Origin of the sequence: Actinomadura rubrisoli (genome assembly GCF_004349215.1) — a bacterium.
GTDB lineage: Bacteria > Actinomycetota > Actinomycetes > Streptosporangiales > Streptosporangiaceae > Spirillospora > Spirillospora rubrisoli.
This window is the reverse complement of record NZ_SMKU01000652.1, coordinates 1-1,923: the sequence shown is the minus strand read 5'-3', so window position 1 is coordinate 1,923 and position 1,923 is coordinate 1. Positions and strand designations below refer to the sequence as shown.

General features: G+C 70.6%; 2 protein-coding genes. Both read left to right on the top strand.

The annotated features are described in order from the left end of the window. Positions 1-378: 378 nt before the first annotated feature. The gene (locus E1298_RS46515; RefSeq protein WP_131903746.1) at positions 379-1,173 is read left to right on the top strand and encodes an NAD-dependent epimerase/dehydratase family protein; all 795 of its coding nucleotides are present in this window, start codon (positions 379-381) and stop codon (positions 1,171-1,173) included. A gap of 95 nt (positions 1,174-1,268) precedes the next feature. Next, complete coding sequence (locus E1298_RS46510) at positions 1,269-1,916, top strand: TetR/AcrR family transcriptional regulator (protein ID WP_131903745.1); 648 nt, start codon at positions 1,269-1,271, stop codon at positions 1,914-1,916. The last annotated feature ends 7 nt before the right edge of the window (positions 1,917-1,923 follow it).

The following is a 1,923-nucleotide window of genomic DNA, read 5'->3' as shown; positions in this document are numbered from 1 at the left end:
GGGGGTGGAGCTGGGCGTGGGCGTGGGTTCCGCGATCACCGGGGTCGCCCCGGAGACGGCGAAGACCGCCGCCGCGCCGGCCCCCGCGAGGACCTTGCCGCCGGCCGACCGTGACCGCACCTGCCCCACCTCCACCGCGAGACGACCATCGGATACCCGCCTGGAAAAGAGGTAATCACGCGATGAATATCCGTATCAAGCCCGCCGGGGGGCCTTATTTCGGAATGATCACTCGATCGGTCATTACCGTCCGGAATTATCCTTTGGTGCGCATTCCATCGGGCCTGGTCAGCTGCCGTCGTTGCGATAGGTGAAGCCGGGGGCGAAGGAGCGGTCCAGGTGGCGGTCGGTGGCGAGGCTGATGCGAAACTGCTGGACATGACACTCGGAACGATCGTGCTCACCGGCGCCGCCGGCCGGGTCGGCACGGCGCTGCGCACGCCGCTGCGGGACGAGGCGGAGCGGCTCGTGCTCGCCGACCGGGCGCCGCTGACCGTGGAGGCGCCGAACGAGGTCGTCCACCGGACGGACCTGGGCCTCGCGGACGCGGTGCGCGTCGTCGAGGGCGCCGACGCGGTCGTCCATCTCGCCGGGGTCCCGGACGAGGCGCCGCTGCCCGACCTGGTCGAAGGCAACATCCTGGGGACGCACCGCATCCTGGAGGCCGCCCGCCTCACCGGCGTCCCGCGCGTCGTCCTGGCCGGCAGCAACCGGCTGACCGGCTTCTACCCGTCCACCGAGACCGTGTCGCCGCGCCTGCCGCCGCGCCCGGACGGGCTGTACGGGGTCAGCAAGGCCGCCGTGGAGGCCCTCGCGCACCTCTACGCCGACAAGTTCGGCCTGGACGTGGTGTGCCTGCGCATCGGCAGCCTCGAACTGCACCCGAACGAGCCCCGCCACCTGGCGACCTGGCTCAGCCACCGGGACTGCGCCGGGTTCGTGCGGGCGGCGCTGACCGTCCCGTCGCCGGGGTTCCTCGCCGCCTACGCGGTGTCCGCCAACGCGCGCCGCTTCTGGGAACTGGACGGCCGGCTCGGCTACGAACCCCGGGACGACGCGGCTTCATACGACATTCCGGACACGTTCGTCGGCGCGGGGACCCCGCAGGGCGGCGCCTTCGCCTCGGCCGCGTTCACGCTGCCCCACCTGGAGGATCCGGCCGGGCGCGGGTGATGTTTTGGTCCACACGGGACGCGGTGGACCGATATCCTGACCTCAGGGTTACCGGTTCTTGACGGAAAGTTCTTGACGGAAAGTCGAAGGGGTCCATGCCAACGTCCACGTGGTTCCGGCTCAACGTCGCCAAGCGCGAGCGGGTGCTTCAGGTGGCGATGCGCGAGTTCGGGGAGCACGGGTACTCGACGGGCAGCCTGAACACCATCGCCCGCGAGGCCGGCATCGCCAAGGGCTCGCTGTTCCAGTACTTCAGCGACAAGCTGGAGTTCTTCGCCTTCGTCTGCGACGAGGCGTCCCGCGGCATCCGCGAGGAGATGGAGCGGCGCATCGCCCGGGTGGACTTCGAGCAGCCCTTCGACGGGTGGCTGTTCGACGTCCTGTGCGACTGGACCGAGTACATGGCCGACCACCCGCTGGAGCGCGCCGTCACCGCGGCGACGAACTTCGAGCTCGACAACAGCGTCCGCTCCGTCGTCCGCGACACCGCGAACCAGCACTACCTCCAGGTGATCCACCCGACGCTGAAGCTCTGGCAGGAGCACGGCGACATCCGCGAGGACGCCGACCTCGACGTCCTGGCCACGCTGATCCTCACGCTCCTGCCGTTCCTCGCCCTGGCCCCCTACTACGACGGCCTCGACCCCATCCACGACCTGCGCGGCCGCACCCCGGCCGAGCAGCGGCCGGTGGTGCGGCAGCTCATCGCGGGCTTCAAGCCGATGTTCGCCCCGCCCGCCTGACCCCGGC

Bases quoted from the DNA above. Each gene is read 5' to 3' on its own strand.
- E1298_RS46515 (WP_131903746.1), top strand. From the start codon at position 379: ATGACACTCGGAACGATCGTGCTCACCGGCGCCGCCGGCCGGGTCGGC.
- E1298_RS46510 (WP_131903745.1), top strand. From the start codon at position 1,269: ATGCCAACGTCCACGTGGTTCCGGCTCAACGTCGCCAAGCGCGAGCGG.